Below are 25,239 nucleotides of genomic sequence, written 5' to 3' on the forward strand. Positions count from 1 at the left end.
CATGACACAATCGCTCGCGGCCTTCGGACCCGACCTTTTCCTCTCGGAGGGGCCGGTCGTCCGGGGCGCTGGCGGCTTCCGCTTCCCCACCCGCATGGCCGTGGCCCGGATGCCCGATTGCGGTCTCTGGGTCTGGTCGCCCGTGGCGTTGACGCCAGAGTTGCGCGCCGCCGTCGACGCGCTCGGGCCCGTCCGCCACGTGGTCGCGCCGAACGGCCTGCATCACCTCTTCGTGGGCGAGTGGGCCTCGGCATACCCGGAGGCACGGGTCTACGCCGCGCCGGACGTGGCCGGGAAGCATCCCGACCTCGGGCCGGTCCGGCCCCTGTCGGACGACGTGCCGGGAGCCTGGCGAGCTGTCTTCGACATGGCGCTCGTGCGTGGCAACCGGCTGACCACCGAGGCGGTGTTCCTCCACCGGCCCAGCCGCACGGTCCTCGTCTGCGACCTGATGCAGAACATCCCCCGCGACTTCTATCGCGGCTGGCGCAAGGTGATCGCGCGGCTCGACCGCATGACCGAACCCGAACCCGCGATGCCGGCCAAGTTCCGCGTTGGCTTCGTCGATCGCGCCGCCGCACGCCCGGCCGCCGCGCGGATCCTGTCGTGGCCCGCGGAACGGCTGGTCGTCGCCCACGGCACCCCGGTCGACCGCGACCCCGCCCCCCTGCTCGAGCGCGCGTTCGGCGCCCTCGCCCGCGGCGGCCGCGGGGAACCGCACGCCTCTGATCCGGGTTGACCCGCGATCACAGACAGGAGGCCGACATGGGCTATTCGACCGGAGACCGCGTGGAATGGGACTGGGGCAACGGCACCGCCTCGGGCGAGATCGAGGAGCGCTATACGCAGAAGGTGACCAAGACGATCAAGGGCAACGAAGTGACCCGCGACGCCAGCGTCAACGAACCGGCCTTCCTCATCCGCCAGGAGGACGGCACCCCGGTGCTGAAGAAGAGCACCGAAGTCCGGAAAGCGAACTGAGACGCGGCGCGATCCGAACCCCGGATCGCGCCGCCGTCAGGCATATGTGTCCGCTCTGCGGGACGGTTGAACGGCCCGCGCGACGCGCTTCGTTCAGGTTCCGCGCCCCCGGCCGCCAGGCGTCAGGGCCAGATCGCCCAGACATACGCGCCGTAGCCCGCGAGCAGGACAGCGCCCTCCCAGCGCACGATCCGCAGGCCCGTGGCCGCGAAGGCGACGAGCGCCACAGAGACCCCCACCATCAGCAGCGCGTCGAACGCGGCAATTCCCTCCGGCACCGGTCCCGGCGCGATCAGCGCCGTTGCACCGCCGATTCCGAGGATATTGTAGATGTTCGACCCGACGATGTTGCCGAAGGCCACGTCGCTCTGACGTTTCACCGCCGCGACGATCGAGGTCACCAGCTCGGGCATCGAGGTGCCGATCGCAACGATGGTCAGGCCGATGACGGTCTCGGGAATGCCGAAGGACTCCGCGAGCGCCACGGCCCCCGAAACCAGGAGCGAGCCGCCGAACACGACCATCAGCAAGCCGCCGACGGCCAGGCCCAGCGGCACCGCGAGGCCACCGCGGGGGGCGGCCGCCGGCGTGACGGCCGGGTCCACGCCCTCGAGTGCGGCGGCCTTTGTAGCGACCGCGCCCGCGCTCTCCTGGCGGAAGGCGAGATAGATGTAGCCGCAGAGCACGGCGAGGAACGCGACCCCCACGAGGCGGCTCATCGGGACGAGCAGGGCAAGCCCCGCGAACGCCACGGCCACGGCCAGCATGACCACCGCGTCGCGGCGCAGGGCCTGGGAGGCGATGGCGATGGGAAACAGGATCGCCGAGGCGCCGACGATCAGCAGAATGTTCGCGATGTTCGAGCCGACGATGTTGCCGTAGGCGATCCCCGGCGACCCGGCTAGTGCCGCCTGCACCGACGTCACGAGTTCGGGCATGGACGTGCCGAAGCCCACGAGGGTCAGGCCGATGACCAGCGGCGAGACGCCCAGCCGCTCGGCCACACGGACCGATCCGCGTACCAGAAGATCGCCGCCGAGGATCAGCAGCGCGAGGCCCGCCAGAAGCGGCAGCCAGATGTCCGTCATGAGAATGTCCCTTCGTGCCCTGTGTCGTCCCTCGGGACCGACGCATGGGCGGCACGGTCTTCGACGACCGCTTGCCGCAAATCGGCGTCGGGCCCTGGTCTTTCAATACGCCCGCCAGAAAATCGCGCGGGCGAGGTCAGACCGTGTCGCCGCTCGACAGCCGCTTGAGGAAATCTTCGGCCTCGGCGACGATGGTCTCGCGCTTGTCGGGCTTCATGCGGTCCCAGGTGCCATAAATCTGCGCCATGCGGGGGTTCTTCTCGAAGCGGTCGCGGTGGCGGTCCATGAAGTGCCAGTAGAGAACGTTGAACGGGCATGCGCCCTCGCCCGTTTTCTGCTTCACCGAGTAATGGCAGTCGCCGCAATAGTCCGACATCTTGTCGATGTAGGTCCCGCTCGAGACGTAGGGCTTCGACGCGATCACGCCGCCGTCGGCGAACTGGCTCATGCCGACGGTGTTGGGGGCGGTCACCCACTCGAACGCGTCGAAGTAGACACGCATGTACCAGTCCTCGACCTCGGCCGGATCGATCCCGCACAGCAGGGCGAAGTTGCCGGTAACCATCAGCCGCTGGATGTGGTGGGCGTAAGCCTCGTCCCGGGTCTGCTCCACGGCCTTCGACAGGCAGTGCATCTTCGTCTCCGCGCCCCAGTAGAGCGGCGGCAGTGCCCGCTGGTGATTGAGCGCGTTGCGCCGGGGATAGTCGGGGCCTTCGTGGAAATAGATCTGGCGCATGTATTCGCGCCAGCCGATCACCTGCCGGATATACCCCTCGGCCGCGTTTATCGGCGTGTCGCCGTCGCGCCACGACTGCTCGACCGCGTCGCAGACCTCGCGCGGGTCGAGAAGGCCGAGGTTCATGTAGGCCGAGATCACCGAGTGATAGAGGAACCGCTCGTCCCCCATCATCGCGTCCTGGTAATCGCCGAACTTCGGCAGGGCGTGTTTGACGAAATGCGTGAGCGCGCGCCGCGCCTGGCCCCGGTCGGTGGCGAACCAGAACGGGCGCAGCTCGCCAAACCAGTTGCCGAAACGGGCCTCGACCAGCTCCAGCACCGCCTCGACGGTCTCGTCGGGGGTGAAGTGCATCGGGCCGCCGAAGTCGATGTCCTCGGGCGCGGGCTGGCGGTTGTCGTGGTCGTAGTTCCACTGGCCGCCGGCAGGCTCGTCGCCGTCCATCATGTAGCCAGTCTTCTTGCGCTGCTCGCGGTAGAAATACTCCATCCGCAGCGACTTGCGGCCCTTCGCCCAGTCCTCGAATTCGGAGCGCGATGCGATGAAGCGGTCGTCGGCAAGCTGGTGAATCTTGAGCGGCATGTCCGACAGCGCCTCGATCAGGCGCCACTCGCCCGGCTCGGTGGCGATAACCTCCTTCGCGCCGGTCTCGTCGGCGCGGCGCAGAAGCTCGCCGGGGATGGAGCCCGCGTTGTCGGTATCGTCGAGCTCGGTATAGCGCACGTCCCAGCCGTCCTCGCGCAGGCTGGCGGCGAACTTGCGCATGGCAGCGAAGACCAGCGCGATCTTCTTGGGGTGGTGCTGAACGTAGGTCGCCTCTTCGCGCACCTCGGCCATGACAACCACGTCCGACCCCTTGTCCGCCTCGCGCAGGGCCGAGAGGTTTTCCGACAGCTGGTCGCCCAGAACGAGGATCAGACGGCTCACCACGGGATCTCCTCGAAGGCGTAGTCGTAGAAGCCGCCGGTATGCTCGGGGCCCAGCCGTTCGAACACGTCGCAAAGCCGGGCGGCGGCGCGCTCGGGCGTCACGGTCGGATGGGTGTCCTGGTAGTCGGCGGTGAAGCGGGTCTCGACGGTGCCGGGGTGCAGCGCGACGCAGGACAGGTGGCGGTGCGAGCGCGCGAATTCCACGGCGGCGGTGTGCACCACCTGGTTCACGGCGGCCTTGGCCGTGCGGTAGGAATACCACCCGCCGATGCCGTTGTCCCCGATCGAGCCCACGCGCGCCGACAGCACCGCCATCACCGCGGCCTCCTTGCGCGGCACCAGCCGGATCGCGTGCTTGAGCACCAGCGCCGGACCGACCGCGTTCAGCATGAACTGGTCGCGCATCGCCTCCGGCTCGAGCCTCTTGATCGTCTTCTCCGGCGCGGCGCCGTCGATCTCCAGGGCTCCGGTGGCGCAGAAGACCAGGTCGAACGGGCCGTCGAGCGCGCCGAGATGCCGCTCGACCGAGGACTCCTCGGTCACGTCCAGCCCATCGCCCGAGCGCGACAACCCGGTGACATTGACGCCGCGGTCCTTCAGTTCTGCTGCCACGGCAGAGCCGATCCCGCCAGAGGCGCCGATGATCAGTGCGTTTTCCATTGCCCGCGAGCTAGCGGCGGGCGGGTCCGCTTCAAGCGCGACGAAGTGCCCCCGAGCATCAGCCCGAGAACGGATCTTCGTCGTAGCCCACCCCGGTCAGGTAGAGCCCTTGCGGCGGGGCCACCGGGCCGCACGCTGCGCGGTCCCGGGCCTCTAGCGCGCGGGTCACGTCCTCGGGCGTCCAGGCGCCGGAGCCCACGCGTTCGAGGGTGCCGACGAAGCTGCGGACCTGGTTGTGCAGGAACGATCGCGCTCGGAACCGCAGGTGCAGCTCGCGGCCGGCGCCGGTCTCGACCACCTCGACCTCGGCGGCGTCCAGCGTCTTCACCGGGCTCGCCGCCTGGCACATGGTCGAGCGGAACGTGGTGAAGTCGTGCCTGCCCACGAGCCGCGCGGCCCCCTCGGCCATGCGGTCCGCATCCAGCGCGCGCTGCACCTGCCAGACATGCCCCGCCTCGAGCGTGGCGCGGGCACGGCGGTTTAGAATGCGAAAGAGGTAGCGCCGCTCGGAGGCCGAAAACCGCGCGTGCCAGTCGTCGGCCACAGGCGCCGCGGCGACGATGGCCACCGGGGCGGGCCGCATGTGGTGGTTGAGCGCGTTCATCAGCGTCTCGGCTTTCCACTCACGCGCCATGTCGCAATGGCAGACCTGCCCGCGGCCGTGCACGCCGGCATCGGTCCGGCCGGCGGCGGCGATGCGTGGCAGGTCGGGCTCCAGCCGGGCGAGCGCAGCCTCGATCGTGCCCTGGACCGAGGGCTGATCGTCCTGCCATTGCCAGCCCGAAAAGGGGCCGCCGTCGTATTCCACCATGAGCGCGTATCGAGGCATGGTGGGGCCTTAGAGCCTGCGTCGCGCCCGGGCAAGCGTGCGCGCGCCCTTTTACCGGGGCCGTGCGGGTTCTATCTAGGGGCGACAGCCAACGGAGCGCGCCCTTGAACATCGGAGACTTCGCCCACCACCTCTCGCGTCGTGTCGAGGGCCTGACCGGCGCGGTCACGGACCCGTTCCGCCCGACGGTGATCCGCCTCGGCGTGACCGGGCTCGCGCGTGCGGGCAAGACGGTGTTCATCACGTCGCTCGTGGCGAACCTGACCGACCGCGGGCGGATGAGCCAGCTCCGCGCCGTCGGCGAAGGCCGGATCGAGGCCGCCTACCTGCAGCCCCAGCCCGACGACACCCTGCCCCGCTTCGACTACGAGGCGCACCGCGCCGCGCTCCTGGGCGACCGACCGCACTGGCCGGAAAGCACGCGCGCGATCAGCGAGCTGCGCCTCTCCCTGCGGGTCCGGCCCACGGGCCTTCTGTCGGGCTTTCAGGGCACGCGGACCGTGCACCTCGACATCGTGGACTATCCCGGCGAATGGCTGCTGGACCTCGCGCTGCTCGACAAAAGCTATGCCGAATGGTCGCGCGACACCATCGAACGGCTCGCCGGACGCCCCGTCGCCGCCGACGCGCTCGAAGCGCTCAAGGGCGAGGACGCAACCGCCAAGCTCGACGAGACCCGCGCGCAGGTGCTGACCCGTGCCTTTACCGGTTACCTGGAGGCCGCACGGGCCGAGGGATACTCCGACCTGACCCCCGGCCGTTTCCTCCTGCCCGGCGACCTCGCCGGCAGCCCGGTCCTGACCTTCGCACCTCTGCCACCGCAGGACGACGCACCGCGCAAGTCGCTCTGGCGCGAGTTCGAGCGGCGCTACGAGGCCTACAAGGCGCGGGTGGTAAAGCCGTTCTTCCGCGACCACTTCGCCCGGATCGACCGGCAGGTGGTGCTGGTCGACGCGCTCGGCGCGATCCACAAGGGCCCGGCTGCGGTCGAGGACCTTCGACGGACGATGGCCGATATCCTCGGCGCCTTCCGCCCGGGGCGGAACGCCTTCCTGAGCCAGATCCTCATGGGCAAGCGGGTCGAGAAGATCCTGTTCGCCGCCACCAAGGCCGACCACCTGCACCACACCCAGCACCCGAGCCTCGCCGCGCTGATGCAGGCGCTGACCCGCGAGGCCGCCGACCGGGCGCGCTTTGCCGGGGCCGAGACGCAGTCGATGGCCATCGCAGCCCTGCGCGCCACCACGGAGGAAACCCGCGAGCATCACGGCCAGTCTCTGGACTGCGTGCGCGGCACGCTGCTCGAGACCGGAAAGAGCGCCGCGTTTTACCCCGGCGATCTGCCGCAAGACCCGCAGAAGCTGCTTGGGCCCGCGCAGGAGGGCGCCGAGGGCTGGCTCGACGGCGATTACGGCATCATGAGCTTCGCCCCCGCGAACCTGAGCCTGCGCCCGGGTGACGGCCCGCCGCACATTCGTCTGGACCGCGCGGCGCAGTTCCTGATCGGGGACAAGCTGTGAGCGGGTCGGACACGATCACGCTCGAGCGCCCGGTGACCCTGCGGGCGGCACGGACCACGGACGCGGGCGCGGTGGCCGGCATCCTCGGTGCCTTCACCGATGCGACACCGTGGCTGCCGCGCGTGCACACCGGGGCGGAGGACATCGCCCATGCGGGCCTGATGATCGACCGCGGCTGGGTCACGCTGGCCGAGGACGAGGCCGGCCGTGTGATTGGCTTCCTCGCGCGCGAAGGCGACGAGATCCACGCGCTTTACCTGCGCGACGCGGCACGGCGCGCGGGCCTCGGCACCGCACTTCTGGACCGGGCCAAGGCAGTCCGCGAGACGCTGGCGCTCTGGACCTTTGCCGCCAACGGGCCCGCGCGCCGCTTCTACGCGCGCCGGGGCTTCCGCGAGGTGGCCGCCACCCGCGGCGCCAACGACGAGGGCCTGCCTGACGTGCGCTGCGTCTGGACCCGGCGACAGGAGGCGGCGGCATGAGCGACGAACGCGATACCAAGGCCCGCCGGGGTCCCGTTCTCTTCGACCTCGACGCGGATGCCGACACGGGCGCCAGGAAAGGCCCGAGCCCCGCCGACGCGCCCCCGGTGCCGGAACCGGACCTTCCCGACGCGCCGCCCGAGGGTGCCGCGATGCAGGCAGCGATCCGGGTCGCCGGCCGTCGCAGGACCGCGCTCGGCCGCTGGTTCTGGCGGCTGCTCGCCGCGCTGGTCGGCGTCTTCGTGACCGCCGGGGTTTGGGCCTTCGTCGAGGCGATGCTGGCGCAGAACGTCATTCTCGGCTGGGCGATCACTGCGCTGTTCGCCGCGTTCGTTGTGGTGGTCCTGCTGCTGGCCCTGCGCGAGGCGCGCGCCTTCGCCCGGCTGGCGCGGATCGATAGCCTGTCGCGCGACGCAGGCGTGGCGCGCGCATCCGGCGCGCTTGACGCGGCAATGGACGTGACCGACCGGCTGGTCGCACTCTACGCGGGGCGGGACGACACCCGCTGGGGACGCGAGCGGCTGGCCGAGCGGCGCGGCGACGTGTTCGACGGCGAGGCTCTGTTGAGCCTTGCCGAGCACGAGCTTCTGGCCCCTCTCGACAAGGCCGCCGCGCGCGAGGTGCAGGCAGCGGCGAGACAGGTGGCCGGCGTGACCGCGCTGGTGCCGCTGGCCTTCGCCGACGTGGCCGCGGCGCTGGCCTCGAACCTGCGGATGATCCGGCGCATCGCCGAGGTCTATGGCGGCCGGTCCGGCACGTTGGGGACATGGCGGCTGACGCGCGCGGTGTTCTCCCACCTGCTGGCGACCGGCGCGATATCGGCGGGCGAGGACATGCTGGAGCCGCTTCTCGGGGGGTCCGTGCTTGCCCGGCTGTCACGTCGCTTCGGCGAGGGGGTTGTGAACGGAAGCCTGACCGCCCGTGTCGGAGTGGCCGCGATGGAGGTCTGCCGGCCCGTGCCCTTCACCCCCGAGACACGGCCGTCGGTCCGCAATCTGGTGGCGCAGAGCATGACCGGGCTATTCGGGTCGGGTCGCTAGGTTGGCGCTGCACGCGCACTGAATTGGGGCGATCCACTAAGGCCCTGAAAAAGAGAAATGGCCGGCCCCCCGGCGGAGGGGACCGGCCCATCGCATAGCTGACGACCAGGGGAGCCGCCCGCGCCGCGATGTCACTCGCCCGCGGCGGGCGCGGGCCGTTGTTGCGTGCCGTCGGCGGTGCCGGTCGGCGCCACCGGGGCCGAGACGCCGTCGCTTGCCGGCGCGCCCTGCTCCGTGGCGGCGGGGGCGGTCTGCGGCGCGGTGTCGCCGCCGTCGCCGCCCAAGAAGGACACGCCCACGATCACCAGGAGGACGAGGCCGAGGGCGGCGCCGAGGCCAGCCACGCCGCCGCCGGTGCGGGGGGTGCGGTTCAAGGGCTCCATGCCCATGGGCTGAGCATAGGGGTCGTGGGTCGGGTGCGTGCGGTCGCTGTAAGCCATGAGGATCTCCTTTGCTGGCGACGCGCCCCGGCTCCGTGCCGGTGCTGATGGAAAGGTTGGCACCCCGTCAGGACATTGCGAGGGGCGTCACCCCGCCCGGCGCCGGACGGGCGGCGACGCGCGCATCGGGCCCGTTCCCGCAGGCCAAAACCGGCCGCGCCGCAGCGCAGTATCGCGGGAACCGGCCAAGCTGTGCCGATGCAGAGCACCCGTGGGCGGAACCGGGCCGATTGGTCCTGCGAAGCCCCGGCGCGTGGTCGCGAGGGCAGCATGCCTTAAGGCCGATACTTGGCCCGCATTTCAGAATGACAGCGCGTTTGCGCGACGTCCCGAAGAGCGTTGTGTCCTCGGAAGTCGCCTCATCTTCAGGACGGAGCAAGGAGCATCCGGACGCCGCGATCGACGACCGCCATCCGGCTCGCGCAACGAACGCGCCGTTCCTCGAATATCATGCGGCCGGGTCTCCCCCGAGACGCGCCACCGATCCGGCACGTTCATCGAGCAGCGGGACCTGCCCGATCGTCTCACCGCGGCGTGGTCCCTTCCCGCTCGGACGGTCGCGCACCACGGTCGTCTCTACGACGCAGCCCGCCGCGCCTGCTCCGACGCCCTGCCTCCGATCCCTTCGCGCATCGCCGTTTCCCCGGCTTTACGGCGCCGGGGCCTGCGCCTATAACGCGCGCCATGACGGACACTTTCGCGATCCGCACCTGCATCCTGCGAATTACCGGCCCGGCGCGGTGATCCCACGCGGACACCTCTGCGCCGGGACAATGGCGTCTGGACGACCGCGCCGCCGCATCCGCTGATATCACCGACGAGTTTCCGAGGACGCCCCTCATGTGCGCCGACACGACCGACACCCCGACCGCGACTCCCGACTACAAGGACACGCTGAACCTGCCGCAGACGGACTTTCCGATGCGTGCGGGCCTGCCCAAGCGCGAGCCCGGCTGGCTCGAGCGCTGGGAGGAGATCGGCATCTACGACCGCCTGCGCGAGCGCGCCGGCGACCGCCCGCCGTTCACGCTGCATGACGGCCCGCCCTACGCCAACGGCCACCTGCACATCGGTCACGCGCTGAACAAGACGATCAAGGACATCATCGTGCGCTCGCACCAGATGATGGGCCACGACGCGCGCTACATCCCCGGCTGGGACTGCCACGGCCTGCCGATCGAGTGGAAGATCGAGGAGCAATACCGCTCCAAGGGCATGGACAAGGACGCCGTCGACACCGTCGACTTCCGGCAGGAATGCCGCAAGTTCGCGGAGAGCTGGATCGACATCCAGCGCTCGGAGTTCAAGCGCCTCGGCGTGACCGGCGCGTGGGACCGTCCCTACCTGACGATGGACTACCGCGCCGAGCGGATCATCGCGGAGGAATTCCAGACCTTCCTGATGTCGGGCGTGCTCTACCAGGGCTCGAAGCCGGTCATGTGGTCGCCGGTCGAGAAGACCGCGCTGGCCGAGGCCGAGGTCGAGTACCACGACAAGGAGAGCTTCACGATCTGGGTGAAGTTCCCGGTCACCCAGTTCTCGATGCCCGAGGCCGACGTTTCGGACGAGGAGATGTCCGACGACGAGCGCGAGGGCGTCGCCGCCGCCAAGGCCGCCGCGGCCGACCGTCTGATCGGCGCCAACGTCGTGATCTGGACCACCACGCCGTGGACCATCCCCTCGAACAAGGCCGTGGTCTGGGGCGAGCACATCTCATACGGCCTCTACGAGGTCACCGGCACGCCGGATGAATGCTGGGCCAGCGTGGGCGAGCGGTTCATCCTCGCCGACAAGCTGGCCGAGGCGACCTTTGCCAAGGCGCGGCTGAACGACGACCAGTGGACCCGCGTCGGCAACGTCACGCAGGAACAGCTGCGCGGCATGACGCTGGAACACCCGCTGGCCGGGGCCGAGGGCGCGCAGGGCGAATGGGACGACCCGCGCGATTTCCGTGCCGCCGACTTCGTCACCGACGAAGAAGGCACGGGCTTCGTGCACTGCGCCCCCTCGCACGGCATGGAAGAATACGAGCTCTACCGCGAGCTTGGGATGCTGTCGCAGGTCATCACCTACAACGTCATGGACGATGGCTCCTTCCGGGAGGATCTGCCGTTCTTCGGCGGGAAACGTATCCTCGCGGCCAAGGCCAAGAAGGGCGATTGGGAAGGTGACGCCAACAAGGCCGTCATCGCCAAGCTGACCGAGGTCGGCGGCCTTCTGGCGCGCGGCAAGATCAAGCACTCCTACCCGCATTCGTGGCGCTCCAAGGCGCCGGTGATCTTCCGCAACACGCCGCAATGGTTCGCCGCCATCGACCGCGCCGTGGGCGACGGTCAGGACACCTACGGCAAGACGATCCGCGAGCGTGCGCTGACCTCCATCGACCAGCTGGTGAAATGGACGCCCAGGACCGGGCGCAACCGGCTCTATTCGATGATCGAGAGCCGCCCGGACTGGGTGTTGTCGCGCCAGCGCGCGTGGGGCGTGCCGCTCACCTGTTTCACCAGGGCCGGCGCCAAACCCACCGATCCCGACTTCCTGCTGCGCGACCCCAAGGTCAACGCGCGGGTCCTCGAGGCGTTCGAGGCCGAGGGTGCCGACGCGTGGTACAAGCCCGGCGCCAAGGAGCGGTTCTTGGGCGACGACTACGACCCCGCCGAGTGGGAGCAGGTCTTCGACATCCTCGACGTGTGGTTCGACTCCGGCTCGACCCACGCCTTCGTGCTGCGCGACCGCGAGGACGGCACCGAGGACGGCATCGCCGACGTCTACATGGAGGGCACCGACCAGCACCGCGGCTGGTTCCACTCGTCCATGCTGCAGGCGTGCGGCACCATCGGCCGCGCGCCCTACCGCAACGTGGTGACCCACGGCTTCACCCTCGACGCCAAGGGCAACAAGATGTCCAAGTCGCTGGGCAACGTGACCGTGCCCGACGAGGTGGTGAAGCAGTACGGCGCCGACATCCTCCGGCTCTGGGTGGCACAGGCGGACTACACCGCCGATCAGCGCATCGGCCCCGAGATCCTCAAGGGCACCGCCGACAGCTACCGCCGCCTGAGGAACACGCTGCGCTTCATCCTCGGCAACGTGGCGCATTACCGCCCCGAGGATAAGGTCGCGGCCGAGGACATGCCCGAACTCGAACGCCTGATCCTGCACAAGCTGGCCGTGCTCGACGAGACCGTGCGCGAAGGCTACCGCGCCTTCGACTTCCAGCACGTGTTCCAGTCGGTGTTCAACTTCGCCACGGTGGACCTGTCGTCGTTCTACTTCGACATCCGCAAGGACGCGCTCTACTGCGACCCCGAGGACAGCCTCGTGCGTCGTTCGGCGCTGACCGTGCTGGACCTGCTGTTCCACCGCCTGACCACCTGGCTCGCGCCGATCCTGGTGTTCACCAGCGAGGAAGTCTGGCTTGAACGCTTCCCGGGCGACGACAGCTCGGTGCATCTGCAAGACATCCCGGAAACGCCTGCCGCATGGCGCGACGATGCGCTGGCGACGCGGGCCGAGACGGTGCGTGCAGTGCGCCGCGTGGTCACAGGCGCGCTCGAGCAGAAGCGCCGCGACAAGGTGATCGGCTCCTCGCTCGAGGCCGCGCCGATCGTGCACCTGTCGCCCGAAGCCGCCGAGGTCGTCACCGACCCCGACACCTTCGCGACACTGTGCATCACGTCGGACGTGCGCCTGACCACCGATCCGGCGCCCGATGACGCCTACCGCCTCCCCGAGGTTCCGGGCATCGCGGTGGTGTTCGCCGAGGCCGACGGCGCGAAGTGCGAACGCTGCTGGAAGATCCTGCCCGACGTGGGCACGCATTCGCATCCGGGCGTCTGCGGCCGCTGTGACGCGGCCCTCGATTGACGATCACGCAAGGCGGCGCGGACCAGATTGTTCGCGCCGCTTTCGTTCCGGACCTTCGCTCGCCTTTCCTTGGGTGAAGATGCGCCTTTGCCCGAAACCGTTCCCCACCCGGCATTCGGAAACGGACCCCGGCCGGGACCAGCTCGGAGGCCAGCCCTTCCGACGCCCTCGCCGCGATGTCGTTTCGAGACCGAATTATCGGCGCCGCCCGCCCCAAGTCCCTCGCGACACGCACGAATAGCGCCGTTTCTCACGCGCTTGTGCCTCTGCCCGCGGTCGCGCTACCTTCGCGCAAACGCATTCCCGGAGGGACACCCACCTTGGCGACCGAACCCCGACCGCTGACCCTGCGCGACGTCTCCGAGGCGTCGGGCGTCTCGGAAATGACCGTGAGCCGCGTCCTGCGCAACCGCGGCGACGTGAGCGAAGCCACCCGCACCAAGGTGCTCGAAGCCGCGAAGGCGCTGGGCTACGTCCCCAACAAGATCGCCGGCGCACTGGCGAGCCAGCGGGTGAACCTCGTCGCGGTCATCATCCCTTCGCTGCGAAACATGGTCTTTCCCGAGGTCATGTCGGGGATCAGCCGCGAGCTGGAAGAGACGGATCTCCAGCCGGTGGTCGGTGTGACGGACTACATGCCCGAGAAGGAAGAAAAGGTCCTCTACGAGATGCTCTCGTGGCGGCCCTCGGGCGTTATCATTGCCGGCCTCGAACACTCCGACGCCAGCCGCGCCATGCTCAAGGCCAGCGGAATCCCGGTGGTCGAGATCATGGACACCGACGGCACCCCGGTCGACTGCGCCGTGGGCATCTCGCACCGCCGGGCGGGCCGCATGATGGGCCGCGCAATCCTCAAGGCGGGCTACCACCAGATCGGCTTCATGGGCACCAAGATGCCGCTCGACCACCGCGCGCGGAAGCGGTTCGAGGGCTTCACCGAGGTGCTGGCCAAGGAGGGCGTCGAGATCATGGACCGCGAGTTCTACTCGGGCGGCTCGGCGCTGGCCAAGGGCCGCGAAATGACCGCGGCCATGCTCGAGCGCACGCCGGAGCTCGATTTCCTCTACTATTCGAACGACATGATCGGCGCGGGCGGCCTTTTGCACGTGCTGGATCAAGGGATCGACGTGCCGGGCCGGATCGGCCTCGCCGGGTTCAACGGGGTCGAATTGCTCGACGGCCTGCCCCGACGCCTCGCCACGATGGACGCCTGCCGCACCGAGATCGGCCGGCGCGCCGCGCGTATCATCGCCTCGCGCGTGGCCGATCCGGACACGCCGGTGGAACCGGTGGTGGAACTGACCCCCACGATCGATTTCGGCGACACGCTGGAGCGAAGCTGACCCGCAGGTCCCGACGGGGGCCGGTATTCCGTGCAGATGGTACGCGGCTCGGCGTATCGCACGGGGCACGGGCCTATCGCGTCCGGAAGGGGCTGGTCCGTCGGCGGCTCGCCTCGGGAAAAGGCTGTCAGCCGGGACCAGCCTTGCGAAGCCCGCGGTCAGGCCAGCTTGCGCACCGCGTAATCGCTTTTCAGGCTGACGCTGACCACGGTCGAATTTTTCCCGCCATAGGTGACGTCCGCGATACCGGATGCCTTTACCAGAGTTGTCAGGTTCGAATATCCAAGTTTCCTGGAGTCGAAATGCGGTGCGTTTTGCGAAAGGTGCGATCCAACCGCCGATAGGGTCGCCTGCCCATTCTTCGTGGACGCGTGAATCGCCTTGGCCAGCGTCTCGATGGCCTTGCTTTTTATCGCGGGTTTCTGCGCGGGCGGCGCTTTCACGGCATTTGCCGATACTTTGCTTTTTTGCGCGCACGGCTCTGCCGGCGCGACGGGTTTGGCGGACGGAGCGTCGATATAGTGGAACGTATCGCAGGCCGTGACGAACGGCCGGGGCGTCTTCGGTGCGCCGAAACCGTGGACGCTCAGCCCGTCCTCACGGATACGCGCGGCGAGGCGCACGAAGTCGCTGTCGCTCGAAACGAGGCAAAATCCGGAAAAGCGACGTGTGTAGAGCAGGTCCATCGCGTCGATGATCATCGCGCTGTCGGTGGCGTTCTTGCCGAAGGTATAGGCAAACTGCTGGATCGGCTGAATCGAATGCTCGAGCAGGCAGGCTTTCCAGCTATCGTTATCCGGTCGCGTCCAGTCCGCGTAAATGCGTTTCACGCCGAGGGTGCCGTACGCCCCTGCCTCGGCCAACAAATCGGTCACGATCTTCGGCGACACGTTATCGCCGTCGATCAGCAATGCCAGAGATTGGCCTTTATCACCCGTCATATCGTCCCCGCGTGCCCCCGTATTCTCATTCTAAGCGCGACACGAGCGGCCTGTCCATTGAATTGTCGCGGCGATTGCCATGCAGAACCCTCGGGCGGCCGGGAAACCGGGTCCCCGCCGGCGCGTAGCAAACCGGATGCGAGCGCTGCACAGCCCGGAATGCCTCACCTCGCTGGATGACTGCGATCCGCCGAACACCTCAGACACGGCGCCCAGAGAGACGCACGTTTTATCCGGCGATTTCCATGTCACTTCCCCGACATACGCGCGCTCTAGGTTCGCGGCATGTCACCTGCCGGATTCCAGAGTGCCGCCCCGAAGTCGGTCCGCCTGCGCCTCACCGGCGGGCGTGTGCTGCGCGAAGGGCGTCTGTGGCAGAGATCGGTCGCGATCGCGGATGGCCGGATCTCGAGGGGACCGCTGCCCGAGGTCGACATGTCGGGTTATTACATCCTGCCGGGGATCGTGGACCTTTACGGCACAGGGCTCGATCAGGCGCCAGACGCCGATCCGGTCGCACGCCTCGCCGCGGCCGAGCGCGAGGCCGCCGCCCACGGCATCACGACCGCGTGGCTGTCGCAGGGCTGGAGCCGCGAGGGCGGCGCCGCCGATCCGGGCACGGCGCTGGCCATGCTGGAGGCGCATGGCGACTACGCCTCATCCCGCGCGCTTGTGGACCTGCGCCTCGCACTGGTCTGCGATACCCATACCGTCGCGTCGCGCGACGCGCTTCTGGCAGCCGTGCGCCGCTTCCGGGTGGACCTGGTTCTCTTCGCCGACCGCCTGTCGCAGCTCGGCGCGCGCGGACCCGCCGACCGACCGTCAAAGGAAGGTCTGTGCGAGGTCGCAAGCGCGGCCCGAGACGTGCCCCGCCACCTCTGCCGGCTGGCCGAGGGGTTCGACACGCTGGGCGTCACCTATGGCAGCCTCGACGACCGGGACGGCGAAACCCGCGAGACGTACTCGATGATCGGCGCGAAGCTCTGCACGCGACCCGAGCGGCGCAGCGCGGCGGCGCTGGCCCGCGCGGTCGGAGACCCGGTGCTTGTGAGCTCGACCGCGATCCTGGGCGCGGGCGGGGCTGGCGCCGACCGCACCGCCCTCGACCTCGTGCGGCACGGGATGGTGAATGCCCTCGTGTCCGACACCTCTTACGGCGGGCTGGCCCGGGCGGCCTTCGCGCTGACCCGGGCGGACATCCTGCCGCTGCCGGAGGCCTGGTCCCTGATCTCGGCGGCGCCGGCGTCGATCCTGCGGCTGCCCGACCGCGGAGTGATCGACTACGGCCGGCGCGCCGACCTCGCGCTGGTCAACGCCGACACCCGCGAGGTCGAGGGCACGATCGTTGCGGGCCGGGTGGCATACCTCTCGGGCGCCGCGGCCGAGCGCTTCATCCTGAGCCGGGCCGAGGTGGCGCTGGCGGCGGAGTGAAGCGCTTCGCGCAACCCGATTTTCAGAAAACGGTGGCCCGAACGTTGTCGTATCGTCATGGCCCGGCGCTACCCTTCCCCTGCGACTGTGACCGCACCCGGCCCGCGGGCCATCCCTTGTTGCCGACGCCTTTCAGACAGACGATTTGAGACAAGGGGTGGCCACGGCCGCCCCTTTTTTCCGGACATCCCACGGCCTTAAGGGTCCGTCATGCACCAGACGGGACGCCGGCTTGCGGTCTGGCGGGCTTCCCACGCTGCGACGCAGCATCTAACTATCAGCGCAAGGGAGGGAGCACAGACGTTGTCACAACTCACAGAGGCTCCGATCGACATGGCATACGCAGCAGACATCAACACCGCATCCGCATCCCACGCAGGCGAGCGCCGCGGTATCTTCACCCGCATCTTCGACGGCCTCGTGGCCATCGCAGAGAACAACCACCGCGTCCGTCGCGTGCAGTATCTCAGCCGGCTCTCCGACGCTGAGCTCGAGGCCCGCGGCCTGAAGCGCGACGACATCGCACGACACGTGTTCAGCGACGTGTTCTACGTCTGAACCGGGCACGAGGGGCGGACCTGTCCGCCCGACGATTGCAGGGCCGCGCCGGGGAACCGGACGCGGCCTTTTGCTTGTCCGGGGGTCGGGTCCCCGTCCCCTGGCACGAAAAATGGCCGCGCCGGGGATCCCGGTCGCGGCCATTTCCGAAGCGTATCGCGGCGCGGCCCGCGCGGGGCCGCCAGCCGGATCAGTTCTGTGCGTAGTATTCGATGACCAGGTTCGGCTCCATCTGTACCGGGTACGGCACGTCGCCGAGGCCGGGCTGGCGCACGAAGGTCGCGGTCATCTTGGAGTGGTCCACCTCGAGGTAGTCCGGAACGTCACGCTCGGGCAGTTGGACGGCCTCGAGCACCGAAGTCAGCTGCTTGGACTTCTCGCGGACCTCGATGACGTCGCCTTCCTTCACGCGGTAGGAGGGGATGTTCACCTTGCGGCCGTTCACGAGGACGTGGCCGTGGTTCACGAACTGGCGCGCGGCGAAGACGGTCGCGACGAACTTCGCGCGGTAGACGACGGCGTCGAGGCGGCGCTCGAGCAGGCCGATGAGCAGCTCACCGGTGTCGCCGCGCAGACGCTCGGCGTCTGCAAAGATGCGGCGGAACTGCTTCTCGGTGATGTCGCCGTAGTAGCCCTTGAGCTTCTGCTTGGCGCGGAGCTGCAGACCGAAGTCGGACATCTTGCCCTTGCGGCGCTGGCCGTGCTGGCCGGGGCCGTATTCGCGGCGGTTCACCGGGGACTTCGGGCGGCCCCAGATGTTTTCGCCCATGCGGCGGTCGATCTTGTACTTGGCAGAGGTGCGTTTGGTCACCGTCTGATCTCCTTCAATGATGTGCCGGCCCTTGCGGTGGTCGCTCGGGCGGCGGATGAAGGGCGTTGTCCTCTCGGGTCTTCTGGCCCGTGACAGGCATCCCCTTGCGGGGGCCACCAACACCAATGAGCGCGCCGCGTATCGCAGGGACAGGGGCGAGTCAAGCCGGCCCGCGCGGGCGTTAAGCGCATGGCAACGGACGCGGGTCTAGATGGGGCCGCCATGACCTGGGACCGCGTGCCGTGACAGACGATTCCCCAAGGGACCGCCGCCCCCGCAATCCGCTGGTCGAGGCCGTGCTCGCCCGCGACCGCGAGGCCGAGGGCGCGGCCCGCACCGCGATCCGCCACGGGCAGGTGCGGCTCGCCTACCAGCCGGTGGTGCAGGCCGCCAGCACCGAGCGCACCGCTTTCTGGGAGGGGTTCGCCCGCGTCCTCGACGAAACCGGGCGCGTGCTGCCGGCGGCCGACTTCCTGCCCGCTATAGCCGAGGACGAGGATGCCCGGCGGCTCGATTGCATGGCGCTTGACCGGGGGATCGCCGCTCTGATCCGGGTGCCGGCGTTGCGGCTGGCGGTAAACCTCTCGGCGCGCTCGATCGGCTACCGGCCGTGGCGGCGCGCCCTCGAACGCGGGCTGAAGCGCGACGCGACGCTGGGCGAGCGCCTGATCCTCGAGATCAACGAGGAATCGGCCATGCAGGTGCCCGAGATCGCCGGCGCCTTCATGACCGAAATGCAGGCCGAGGGCATCGCCTTCGCACTCGACGACGTGGGCGCGGGCCGGACATCGCTGCGCCATCTGGCCGAGCTGCCGGTCGACATCCTCAAGATCGACGGCCGCTTCACCCGCGACCTCGACACCCGCGCCGACGCGCAGGCGGTGGTGCGCGCCGTGGCGGCTCTGGCGCGGGAACTGGACCTTTTCACCGTGGCCGAGAAGGTCGAGACGGCCGGCGACGCGGCGCTGTTGACCGACATCGGAATCGATTGCCTGCAGGGGTATTTTTTCGCCGCCCCCACCCTGTCGCCGCCGTGGGCCGACGACGCGACCCGTGCCGCCGGATAGGGCGCAAGCCCCCCGCGCCGCCACGTCATTGTGCCGTTCCCCGCGATCCGATATTGACCGTTGGGAAAGGTCCGGCCGCCCGCCGCGCGGCCGCGCGCCCGTGACAGAGGAGACGTAGGCATGACCAATATCGTGATCGCATCCGCGGCCCGGACGGCCGTCGGCGGTTTCAACGGCGGCTTCGCCACAACCCCGGCCCACGATCTGGGCGCCGCGGTGCTCGAAGCGCTGGTGGAGCGGGCGGGCATCGAGAAGTCCGACGTCTCCGAGACGATCCTCGGCCAGGTCCTGACCGCCGCGCAGGGACAGAACCCCGCGCGCCAGGCCCACATCAATGCCGGCCTCCCGCAGGAAAGCGCCGCCTGGGGCATCAACCAGGTCTGCGGCTCGGGCCTCCGCGCCGTCGCGCTGGGTGCTCAGCACATCATGCTCGGCGATGCCGACATCATCTGCGCCGGCGGCCAGGAAAACATGAGCCTCGCGCCCCACGCCCAGCACCTTCGCGCGGGCCACAAGATGGGCGACGTGACCTACATCGACACGATGATCCGCGATGGTCTTTGGGATGCCTTCAACGGCTACCACATGGGCCAGACCGCCGAGAACGTCGCAGAGAAGTGGCAGATCAGCCGCGAGCAGCAGGACGAGTTCGCCGCCGCCTCGCAGCAGAAGGCCGAGGCCGCCCAGAAAGAGGGCAAGTTCAAGGACGAGATCGTTCCGTTCACCGTCAAGACCCGCAAGGGCGAAACGGTCGTGGACACCGATGAGCACCCCCGCCACGGCGCCACGGTCGAGGGCATGGCCAAGCTGCGCCCGGCCTTCGCCAAGGACGGTTCGGTCACCGCTGGCAACGCCTCGGGCATCAACGACGGCGCCGCGGGCGTCCTGCTGATGACCGCGGACGAGGCCGAGAAGCGCGGCATCGAGCCGCTCGCGCGCATCGTGTCCTACGCAACCGCCGGTCTCGACCCGCAGATCATGGGCGTGGGCCCGATCCACGCCAGCCGCAAAGCCCTGGAAAAGGCCGGCTGGAAGCCCGAAGACCTCGACCTCGTGGAGGCGAACGAAGCCTTCGCGGCGCAGGCCTGCGCGGTGAACAAGGACATGGGCTGGGATCCGTCGATCGTGAACGTGAACGGCGGGGCCATCGCCATCGGCCACCCGATCGGCGCGTCGGGCGCGCGCATCTTCAACACGCTGCTGTTCGAAATGAAGCGCCGCGGCGCCAAGAAAGGCCTGGCCACGCTCTGCATCGGTGGCGGCATGGGCGTCGCCATGTGCGTCGAACGCCCCTAAAAGGGGGGACATACGGAACGGCGGGCTCCATTCCGCCGTTCCCATCTCATGGCACAGGCGTTCAGATCCCCCGACCAGATGGTCTTTTCCGGTGGCGGCCTGCGCTGCTTCTGGCAAGGCGGATTCCTCGAAGTCGTCGCGAAGGAGCACAAGTTCGCGCCGAAACGGGTCACCGGGGTCTCTGGCGGCGCGCTCTCCGCGGTGGGCTTCCTGTCCGGCCGCGAGAGCGCTCTCTACGAGGAGATGTGCGCCGCCTTCCGGTCCCAGGAAACCAACCACAACGCCCACTCCCTGTTCGACGAGAAGGACGGCGGCCTGACGCCGCACCAGGAAATCTACTGTAGCGTCGTCGAGAAGGTCATTGATGCCGAGGCCGAGCGCATCATCGCCGATGGACCGCAGCTGCAAATCCTGATCGCGCACCCGCCCGCCTCGAAAGCGCCGGCCACCACCGGCGCCGCGATGGCGCTGGCCTACCAGTCCGAGCTCTACATCAAGTCCAGTCCGCACTTCGGCTGGGCCGAGAAGATGGGCCTGACCTCGACGCTGGTCGATGCCAACCAGGCCGCGCGGGACGGCAAGCTCGTGCACCTGATCTGCTCGGCCGCGACGATCCCACCGGTATTCAAGCCGCCGAACTGGGACGACAAGCCGGTGATCGACGGGGGGATGGCCGACCAGGCGCCGATGCCGGATCCGGACGAAGGCGAAACGATGATCCTGCTGACGCGCGAGTATCGGAATCTGCCAAACGACCCGCGACGCACGTATATCGAGCCGTCCAAGGAGACACCGGCGGACAAGATAGATTTCACGGATCCGGAGAAACTCGGACTGACTTGGCGGCAGGGAGAAGCCGACGGAAGACGCTGGCTTGACGGGCGTCTCTAAAGCTGGTCTGAGGTGAGACATATTGTTGCGCAAATAATGCATAACAGCGCAACGTAATTACCGCGGGAGTGGAGGAGGACCTATGGCACGGACAGCACTTGTCACTGGCGGCAGCCGCGGCATTGGCGCGGCGATCTCGAAAGCATTGAAGGAGGCCGGCTACCAGGTTGCCGCGACCTACGCGGGCAACGACGAGAAGGCCAAGGCCTTCACGGATGAGACCGGCATCAAGACCTACAAGTGGAACGTCGCCGACTACGACGAGTCCAAGGCCGGGATCGAACAGGTCGAGTCCGACCTCGGACCGATCGACATCGTGGTTGCCAATGCCGGGATTACCCGCGACGCACCCTTCCACAAGATGAAGCCCGAGCAGTGGAAAGAGGTGGTCGACACCAACCTGACCGGCGTCTTCAACACCGTGCATCCGGTCTGGCCCGGAATGCGCGAACGCGGCTTCGGCCGGATCATCGTAATCTCGTCGATCAATGGCCAGAAAGGTCAGTTCGCCCAGGTGAACTACGCGGCGACCAAGGCCGGCGACCTCGGGATCGTGAAAAGCCTCGCGCAGGAGGGCGCGTCCAAGGGCATCACCGCCAACGCGATCTGCCCCGGCTACATCGCGACCGAGATGGTCATGGCCGTGCCCGAGAAGGTGCGCGAAGCCATCATCGGTCAAATCCCGACCGGCCGCCTTGGAGAGCCCGAGGAGATTGCGCGCTGCGTCACGTTCCTGGCCTCGGACGACTCGCAGTTCATCAACGGCTCGACCATCTCGGCGAACGGCGGCCAGTTCTTCGTCTGACGCGGGCTGCCGCGCATGACGTGAAACCGGAGGGGCGTGCCCGCGTGGCGCGCCCCCCTTTCTGTTCGGTAGCGCACGAATGGGCTGTGACGGTGGCTGTTCCGCGCAGCGAGGCGCGAACCTATATGGGGACCAAAGAAAAGGAGGCCCCATGACCCGCCATATCACCGGATTGCACCACGTCACCTCCCTGGCCTCGGACGCGCAGGGCGTGAACGACTTCTTCACCGGGACGCTCGGCCTGCGGCGGGTGAAAAAGACGGTCAATTTCGACGCGCCCGACGTTTACCACCTCTACTTCGGAGACGGTGCGGGCACGCCCGGCAGCGTGATGACCCATTTCCCCTTCCCCCACGCTGCGCCCGGCCGGCGCGGCACGGGCGAGGCCGGGACCACCGCCTTCGCCGTGCCCGTGGGCGCCCTGCCCTACTGGCACGAACGCCTGACCCGCGCGGGCCTCGGCGACAGCCTCGAACCCGGTATCCGCTTCGGCGAGGCGCGGCTCGGCTTCGCGGGCCCGGACGGCGACGGCTTTGCGCTTGTCGAGGTCGAGGACGACGACCGAACCCCTTGGGAGGGCGCGGATATCCCCTCAGACGTGGCGATCCGGGGATTCCACTCGGTCGAACTGGTCCTGCGAGAAATCAACGGCACGGCGCGGTTGTTGGGAGTGATGGGCTACGAAGACGCGGGCGCAGAGGGCGAGACGCGGCGACTGGCGATCCCGGACGGCAACGGCGCCCACCGGATCGACCTGACCCGCAGCAGCGCGGCGCCGGCCGTGCAGGGCGCCGGATCGGTGCACCACGTGGCCTTTGCCGTGGAGGATCGCGCGGCGCAGGCCGAGGTGCGGGACGCGCTGACGCGCGCGGGCTTCGACCTGACACCGCCGATCGACCGCGACTACTTCTGGGCTGTCTATTTCCGCAGCCCCGGCGGCGTCCTGTTCGAGATCGCCACCGCCGAGCCCGGCTTCGACCGCGACGAGACGCCGGAGACGCTCGGCACCGCGCTCAAGCTGCCGACTCAGCATGAACATCTGCGCGACCGGCTCGAAGGCCGCATCCTCGCGCCGATCGTGGACTGACGCGGCCCCACGAAAAACACAAAGGCTCCGGCGATGCCGCCGGAGCCCCATTCCACGGCCAAACAGGCCAGCCCTTAGTGGAGCGTGGCGCCCGACGACAGGCGCGCGATCTCCTCTTTCAGGCGGAGCTTCTGCTTCTTCATCTCGGCCACCTGCAGGCCATCCGTACTCGGCGCGCGTTGCGCCGCCTCCACCGCCTGCGACAGGGATGCGTGTTTCCTCTTCAGTTCCTGCAGATGCGAACTCAAGCTCATGGAGACCTCCTTGCGATGGATGAGACTATGATCGAAGCACGAAACGGCCCTCAAGTCACGCCGCGACGCACGAATGCGTAACGTTTTGCCGAAAGGCAGTTAACAAAATTGCAAAGCTATGCCGAAAAGTGCAGATCGGCGGCCCGGCGCAGCACGGCCTCGATCGCCGGGGCATAGTCGTCGCCGTCCTTCTCGTGCGATGTGCCACGGTGCAGAACGAGCGGGGCGTGCAGCCGGAAGGGTGTGCGTCCGCCCTTACGACCACGCACCAGAACGAGGCGCGGTGGCCGTCCCGCGCGCGGCGCAAGTGGCTGCAATTCAACGGCCCCGATATGCGCGCAGAAGCCAGCCAGCAGTTCGGGCACCCGTTCGGCCCGGTGGATGAAGGTGACTTCACCGCCCGGCGAACAGCGGCGCGCCGCGACCTCGATCCAGGTGGCGAGCGGCGTTTCCTCGGCCAAGCCGGCCTCGCGGCCTGCATCGGCGGCGCGGGTCCGGCCGGTGCTCTCGAAATAGGGGGGATTCGCGATCACGCGGTCAAATCGCACCTGCCTCACGTCGGCTGGCAACGCAGTGAGGTCGGCGGTGACGATGGCGGCGGCGATGCCGTTCTCGTCGGCGTTCCGCCGCGCGAGCGCCGCGTAGTCGTCCTGCCGCTCGATCCCCGTCAGCGCGAGCCCCGGCACCCGCGTCCCGAGGCATAGAAGTGCAGGCCCCGCGCCGCAGCCCAGCTCCAGCACCGACTGCCCGGCCCGGGCCCGAACCGAGGCCGCGAGCAGCACAGGGTCGATCCCCGCGCGGTAGCCGCCGCGCGGTTGCAGGAGATGCAGCGCGCCGCCGAGAAACGCATCGCGGCTCAGCGCCTCGGGCGCGAAGCCCGCCCGGGCCTCAGCCGTCAATCCGCACCCCGTTTTCCCACAGGACCCTGCGCGCCGCGGGCAGATCGTCGCGTCGCACCATCAGCCGCCGCGGCAAAATGCCGATGGAGCCCTCCAGGACGCTCATGTTTACGTCCAATTCGAAGCACTCTATACCCTCGTCGGCGAGAAGGGTCCGTGCAAGCGGGATGACGGTGATGTCGGTCGTGCGCAAAAGCTCTTCCATGCCAGCGATCTAACCCTTGGGGGCTCGCCCTGTCGAGCCTGCCCGGCAAAGGACGGACATGCCTCTGGACCATCCCGGCGAGAAGCCCCACGACCAGCTTGCGAAGCGCCTGTCGGCGGACATGGACGCGGTCAACACCCTGATCCGCGCACGCATGGCATCCGAGAACGCGCCGCGGATCCCCGAAGTCACCGCGCACCTCGTCGAAGCCGGGGGCAAGCGCCTGCGGCCGATGATGACGCTCGCCGCGGCGCGGATGATGGGTTACCCCGGTGACGACCACGTGAAACTCGCCGCGACGGTTGAGTTCATCCACACCGCGACATTGCTGCACGACGACGTGGTGGACGAGAGCAGCCAGCGCCGCGGCCGCCCGACCGCCAACCTGCTGTGGGACAACAAATCCAGCGTCCTGGTCGGCGACTACCTCTTCGCGCGGTCGTTCCAGCTCATGGTCGAGACCGGCAACCTGCGGGTCCTGGACATCCTGTCGAACGCGGCGGCGACCATCGCGGAAGGCGAAGTGCTGCAGCTGTCTGCGGCGCAGAATCTGGCCACCGACGAGGGCATCTATCTGAAGGTGGTGCGCGGCAAGACGGCGGCCCTGTTCTCGGCCGCGACCGAGGTTGGCGGTGTGATCTGCGGCGCGCCCGAGGCGCAGGTCGACGCGCTGCGGACCTATGGCGACGCACTCGGGATCGCCTTCCAGATCGTCGACGACCTGTTGGACTACCAGGGCGATGCCAAGGCCACGGGCAAGAACGTCGGCGACGACTTCCGCGAGCGCAAGCTGACGCTGCCGGTCATCAAGGCGGTGGCTGCCGCAGACGCCGAAGAGCGCGCGTTCTGGTCGCGCACCATCGAGAAGGGCAAGCAGGAGGACGGCGACCTCGAACACGCGCTCGTGCTGCTCGACCGTCACGACGCCCTGACCGCCACGCGCGCGGATGCCATGGGGTGGGTGGAACAGGCCAAGGCCGCCCTGTCCGAGGTGGAGCCCGCCGATGCGGAACTGCACGCGCTGATGCTGGCGCTGGCGGACTACGTGGTCGAACGGGTGCGCTGAAGCGCGCCCTTCC

General features: G+C 68.6%; 25 protein-coding genes. 15 read left to right on the plus strand and 10 right to left on the minus strand.

Going from position 1 to position 25,239, the window contains the following annotated elements; genetic code table 11:
- Position 1 precedes the first annotated feature (1 nt).
- Entirely contained in the window at positions 2 to 739 is a 738-nt protein-coding gene (locus BMX29_RS03575) for a DUF4336 domain-containing protein (protein WP_092810468.1), read from the plus strand.
- A 26-nt stretch (positions 740 to 765) separates the two neighbouring features.
- Positions 766 to 981, plus strand: a complete 216-nt coding sequence (locus tag BMX29_RS03580; protein WP_043842914.1) for a hypervirulence associated TUDOR domain-containing protein — start codon at positions 766 to 768, stop codon at positions 979 to 981.
- A gap of 122 nt (positions 982 to 1,103) precedes the next feature.
- On the opposite strand, the gene BMX29_RS03585 is transcribed toward BMX29_RS03580, so the two are convergent.
- The 4 genes from BMX29_RS03585 to truA all read right to left on the minus strand — a co-directional run bounded on the left by BMX29_RS03585 (position 1,104) and on the right by truA (position 5,223).
- Complete coding sequence (locus BMX29_RS03585; protein WP_092810470.1) at positions 1,104 to 2,069, minus strand: calcium/sodium antiporter; 966 nt, start codon at positions 2,067 to 2,069, stop codon at positions 1,104 to 1,106.
- A gap of 136 nt (positions 2,070 to 2,205) precedes the next feature.
- Complete coding sequence (locus tag BMX29_RS03590) at positions 2,206 to 3,732, minus strand: cryptochrome/photolyase family protein (protein ID WP_175471110.1); 1,527 nt, start codon at positions 3,730 to 3,732, stop codon at positions 2,206 to 2,208.
- The gene (locus tag BMX29_RS03595; RefSeq protein WP_092810474.1) at positions 3,729 to 4,394 is read right to left on the minus strand and encodes an SDR family NAD(P)-dependent oxidoreductase; all 666 of its coding nucleotides are present in this window, start codon (positions 4,392 to 4,394) and stop codon (positions 3,729 to 3,731) included. Before BMX29_RS03595 ends, BMX29_RS03590 begins: the two co-directional genes overlap by 4 nt.
- 58 nt (positions 4,395 to 4,452) lie before the next feature.
- A complete protein-coding gene (gene truA / locus BMX29_RS03600; RefSeq protein ID WP_092810476.1) occupies positions 4,453 to 5,223 on the minus strand; it encodes a tRNA pseudouridine(38-40) synthase TruA in 771 nt (256 codons plus the stop codon).
- Between the two features lie 104 nt (positions 5,224 to 5,327).
- Between truA and BMX29_RS03605 the strand changes: the two genes are divergently transcribed.
- The 3 genes from BMX29_RS03605 to BMX29_RS03615 are packed head-to-tail and all read left to right on the plus strand — an operon-like array spanning position 5,328 to position 8,265.
- Entirely contained in the window at positions 5,328 to 6,743 is a 1,416-nt protein-coding gene (locus BMX29_RS03605) for a YcjX family GTP-binding protein (protein ID WP_092810478.1), read from the plus strand.
- Positions 6,740 to 7,225: a GNAT family N-acetyltransferase gene (locus BMX29_RS03610; protein WP_240093101.1), complete on the plus strand. Its 486-nt coding sequence runs from the start codon at positions 6,740 to 6,742 to the stop codon at positions 7,223 to 7,225. Before BMX29_RS03605 ends, BMX29_RS03610 begins: the two co-directional genes overlap by 4 nt.
- On the plus strand, positions 7,222 to 8,265 hold the full coding sequence (locus BMX29_RS03615) for a YcjF family protein (protein WP_092810480.1): 1,044 nt from the start codon (positions 7,222 to 7,224) through the stop codon (positions 8,263 to 8,265). Before BMX29_RS03610 ends, BMX29_RS03615 begins: the two co-directional genes overlap by 4 nt.
- A gap of 131 nt (positions 8,266 to 8,396) precedes the next feature.
- On the opposite strand, the gene BMX29_RS03620 is transcribed toward BMX29_RS03615, so the two are convergent.
- Complete coding sequence (locus BMX29_RS03620) at positions 8,397 to 8,705, minus strand: hypothetical protein (RefSeq protein WP_092810482.1); 309 nt, start codon at positions 8,703 to 8,705, stop codon at positions 8,397 to 8,399.
- Positions 8,706 to 9,545: 840 nt separating this feature from the next.
- Between BMX29_RS03620 and ileS the strand changes: the two genes are divergently transcribed.
- Complete coding sequence (gene ileS, locus BMX29_RS03625; protein WP_092810484.1) at positions 9,546 to 12,572, plus strand: isoleucine--tRNA ligase; 3,027 nt, start codon at positions 9,546 to 9,548, stop codon at positions 12,570 to 12,572.
- A 320-nt stretch (positions 12,573 to 12,892) separates the two neighbouring features.
- On the plus strand, positions 12,893 to 13,915 hold the full coding sequence (locus BMX29_RS03630) for a LacI family DNA-binding transcriptional regulator (protein WP_244889137.1): 1,023 nt from the start codon (positions 12,893 to 12,895) through the stop codon (positions 13,913 to 13,915).
- Between the two features lie 158 nt (positions 13,916 to 14,073).
- Here the strand turns inward: BMX29_RS03630 and BMX29_RS03635 are convergent, their stop codons facing one another.
- Positions 14,074 to 14,856, minus strand: a complete 783-nt coding sequence (locus BMX29_RS03635) for an NYN domain-containing protein (RefSeq protein WP_092810488.1) — start codon at positions 14,854 to 14,856, stop codon at positions 14,074 to 14,076.
- 285 nt (positions 14,857 to 15,141) lie between these two features.
- Between BMX29_RS03635 and BMX29_RS03640 the strand changes: the two genes are divergently transcribed.
- Together BMX29_RS03640 and BMX29_RS03645 are read left to right on the plus strand one after the other, a co-directional pair.
- Entirely contained in the window at positions 15,142 to 16,287 is a 1,146-nt protein-coding gene (locus BMX29_RS03640; RefSeq protein ID WP_092810489.1) for an amidohydrolase family protein, read from the plus strand.
- Positions 16,288 to 16,620: 333 nt separating this feature from the next.
- Positions 16,621 to 16,845, plus strand: a complete 225-nt coding sequence (locus tag BMX29_RS03645; protein WP_043842898.1) for a hypothetical protein — start codon at positions 16,621 to 16,623, stop codon at positions 16,843 to 16,845.
- 190 nt (positions 16,846 to 17,035) lie between these two features.
- Here the strand turns inward: BMX29_RS03645 and rpsD are convergent, their stop codons facing one another.
- Positions 17,036 to 17,656: a 30S ribosomal protein S4 gene (rpsD, locus tag BMX29_RS03650; protein WP_043842896.1), complete on the minus strand. Its 621-nt coding sequence runs from the start codon at positions 17,654 to 17,656 to the stop codon at positions 17,036 to 17,038.
- Between the two features lie 242 nt (positions 17,657 to 17,898).
- Here rpsD and BMX29_RS03655 point away from each other — a divergent pair, with 242 nt between their 5' ends.
- The 5 genes from BMX29_RS03655 to BMX29_RS03675 all read left to right on the plus strand — a co-directional run bounded on the left by BMX29_RS03655 (position 17,899) and on the right by BMX29_RS03675 (position 22,802).
- Positions 17,899 to 18,723: an EAL domain-containing protein gene (locus BMX29_RS03655; protein WP_092810491.1), complete on the plus strand. Its 825-nt coding sequence runs from the start codon at positions 17,899 to 17,901 to the stop codon at positions 18,721 to 18,723.
- A gap of 120 nt (positions 18,724 to 18,843) precedes the next feature.
- Positions 18,844 to 20,019: an acetyl-CoA C-acetyltransferase gene (locus tag BMX29_RS03660; RefSeq protein WP_043842893.1), complete on the plus strand. Its 1,176-nt coding sequence runs from the start codon at positions 18,844 to 18,846 to the stop codon at positions 20,017 to 20,019.
- Between the two features lie 48 nt (positions 20,020 to 20,067).
- Positions 20,068 to 20,910, plus strand: a complete 843-nt coding sequence (locus BMX29_RS03665) for a patatin-like phospholipase family protein (protein ID WP_092810493.1) — start codon at positions 20,068 to 20,070, stop codon at positions 20,908 to 20,910.
- A gap of 82 nt (positions 20,911 to 20,992) precedes the next feature.
- Complete coding sequence (gene phbB, locus BMX29_RS03670) at positions 20,993 to 21,715, plus strand: acetoacetyl-CoA reductase (RefSeq protein WP_043842889.1); 723 nt, start codon at positions 20,993 to 20,995, stop codon at positions 21,713 to 21,715.
- A gap of 151 nt (positions 21,716 to 21,866) precedes the next feature.
- The gene (locus BMX29_RS03675) at positions 21,867 to 22,802 is read left to right on the plus strand and encodes a VOC family protein (protein WP_092810495.1); all 936 of its coding nucleotides are present in this window, start codon (positions 21,867 to 21,869) and stop codon (positions 22,800 to 22,802) included.
- A gap of 74 nt (positions 22,803 to 22,876) precedes the next feature.
- Here BMX29_RS03675 and BMX29_RS03680 read toward each other — a convergent pair whose 3' ends face one another.
- The 3 genes from BMX29_RS03680 to BMX29_RS03690 all read right to left on the minus strand — a co-directional run bounded on the left by BMX29_RS03680 (position 22,877) and on the right by BMX29_RS03690 (position 24,160).
- Positions 22,877 to 23,056 (minus strand): YdcH family protein, encoded by a 180-nt coding sequence (locus tag BMX29_RS03680; RefSeq protein WP_043842885.1) that lies wholly within the window; start codon positions 23,054 to 23,056, stop codon positions 22,877 to 22,879.
- A 116-nt stretch (positions 23,057 to 23,172) separates the two neighbouring features.
- Positions 23,173 to 23,955 carry a tRNA1(Val) (adenine(37)-N6)-methyltransferase gene (locus BMX29_RS03685; RefSeq protein WP_092810497.1) on the minus strand — a complete coding sequence of 261 codons (783 nt, stop codon included), beginning with the start codon at positions 23,953 to 23,955 and terminating at the stop codon, positions 23,173 to 23,175.
- Entirely contained in the window at positions 23,945 to 24,160 is a 216-nt protein-coding gene (locus BMX29_RS03690) for a putative signal transducing protein (RefSeq protein WP_043842884.1), read from the minus strand. The genes BMX29_RS03685 and BMX29_RS03690 overlap by 11 nt, the downstream gene beginning before the upstream one ends.
- Before the next feature lie 58 nt (positions 24,161 to 24,218).
- Here BMX29_RS03690 and BMX29_RS03695 point away from each other — a divergent pair, with 58 nt between their 5' ends.
- The gene (locus tag BMX29_RS03695) at positions 24,219 to 25,226 is read left to right on the plus strand and encodes a polyprenyl synthetase family protein (RefSeq protein WP_043842883.1); all 1,008 of its coding nucleotides are present in this window, start codon (positions 24,219 to 24,221) and stop codon (positions 25,224 to 25,226) included.
- Positions 25,227 to 25,239 lie beyond the last annotated feature (13 nt).

Source organism: Roseivivax marinus, assembly GCF_900109705.1.
Lineage (GTDB): Bacteria > Pseudomonadota > Alphaproteobacteria > Rhodobacterales > Rhodobacteraceae > Roseivivax > Roseivivax marinus.